This is a genomic window from Novipirellula sp., assembly GCF_041583735.1.
GTDB lineage: Bacteria > Planctomycetota > Planctomycetia > Pirellulales > Pirellulaceae > Novipirellula.
On the sequence record NZ_JBFHFD010001023.1, the window covers coordinates 1 to 1691 of the forward strand.

General features: G+C 53.5%; 3 protein-coding genes. 1 reads left to right on the forward strand and 2 read right to left on the reverse strand.

The window, feature by feature from the left end; all coding sequences use genetic code 11:
* Positions 1–520 (forward strand): CHAD domain-containing protein (locus ABX962_RS35680; RefSeq protein ID WP_372726403.1); only part of this gene is annotated, 520 nt, incomplete at its 5' end.
* A gap of 85 nt (positions 521–605) precedes the next feature.
* Here the strand turns inward: ABX962_RS35680 and ABX962_RS35685 are convergent.
* Together ABX962_RS35685 and ABX962_RS35690 are read right to left on the reverse strand one after the other, a co-directional pair.
* Positions 606–794, reverse strand: a complete 189-nt coding sequence (locus ABX962_RS35685; RefSeq protein WP_372726404.1) for a transposase — start codon at positions 792–794, stop codon at positions 606–608.
* Positions 795–1012: 218 nt separating this feature from the next.
* On the reverse strand, positions 1013–1691 hold a 679-nt coding region (locus ABX962_RS35690; RefSeq protein ID WP_372726405.1), incomplete at its 5' end, for a cytochrome c.

Below are 1691 nucleotides of genomic sequence, written 5' to 3' on the forward strand. Positions count from 1 at the left end.
ACACGATATGGATGTCGAAAAGCAACTCGGCGAAGCCCGAGGCCAGTTCAACAAGGCACTCCAACGTGTTCGCCGATGGCGATTGGACGCTAAGGGATACGATGCCTGGAGTCTCGGGTTCGCGGAGACCTACTCTCGCGCACGCACTGCGATCGAGGACGCTCAACACAAACCATCCAGCGAAACGTTTCATGAATGGCGAAAACGAGTCAAATATCATTCGTACCACTGTAACCTTTTGCGATGTCTCTGGCCGCCAGTGATGCAGACGCGGCAAACCGAGGCAGAGCGTCTAGGCGATTGGCTCGGTTTGCATCACGATTTAGCGGTGCTGAAACTTCGCATCTACAATTCCCCCCGTGACTACGGCAGCCGCAAGATCACCGACGCCTTCGCTGGCTTGATCGATCAACGCTCGGCACAACTCGAATCACACGCATTCAGCCTTGGGACACGGATGTTTGCCGAAAAGAAAAAGAGGTTCCTGAAACGACATCGCGACTATTGGAAATCGATGTAAGAGGGTGCTACGTAAACCGAGGCGATGCAATTTTCATTTGTTGCTACACTCGCCCCTCCCAGTCGGGCGCCGCCTTCGTTGGTGATTAATTCAACGGTATTAGCTGCCATTGAATCGGCGGATAGAGAATCGTTTCCTGACCCCATTTGCTTGAAGACTTCTTTAACTCGCGCATGAAGTCGGAAAATTGATGCGTGGGCTTCAATCCAATCAGCAGATGAACCTGATCTTCGACGCCGCCGATTTTCAGCGGTTTGCCGCCGAGTTGGTTCACGATCCCTCCGGGATCGACGGTGGGTATTGTTTTCACTTTCCGGTGGTGTCGCTGCGTTTACCACCGGCTAATGTCTAAAAATCCCTTCGAGATGAGGTAGTTTATTCATGGAAGCACTGCAAAAAATGGCTGGAGGTCCCTACACAAAATTCATGCTACCTCTACCGGTCACCAGAAAAATCGATTTTCCAAGTTGACCGCATCGGAAACTAAAGCGTTCAGCGAGAGTAGTACAACGCTAACGCATGGATCTGTTCGTCGGACAACTTGCTGGCGATCACCTGCATCAAATCCACATTTTCGGTGCCGCCACGAGCTTGATCGGCAAACAGCTGCAACTGCTGACGTAGGTAAGCTGCTGGCTGACCTTCCAACCGAGGATACTCGACACTGCGGTCAATCGGGGTGGGGCCGTGACACTCGACACAGGATGCGATCTTCAGCGGTCCGTCACCATGATTGGCGAGCGATTTCCCCAGTTCGTACAACATTTGTTCGGATTCATTTAATTCACGCGTCTTGGCCTCCGCCGGAGCTGATGACGGCTCGTCGTTACCGCTTTGCGACGGACGTTCGGGCTGTTTTGAGAAATATTCGGCCAGGTTTCGAATTTCCGCTGCGTCCAGCCGAGCTGCGATCGGTTCCATGATCCCACTGTGCCGCTGCCCCGTTTTAAATGCCTCGAGCGTCATCTCGAGATACTCGCGGTTTTGCCCGGCGATCACGGGAACGCGGTCTCCGGCGCGGCCATGACCGCGAGCACCATGACAAGACGCACATGCGTCTGCGACAAGTTGCTTCGTCGCCGAATCGGTCTCCATCGACACCTGAACATGGTTCAAATAGGTCGTCACGTCCATTTCTGGAAACGATTTCAGGAACGCCACCAGCGGCCAA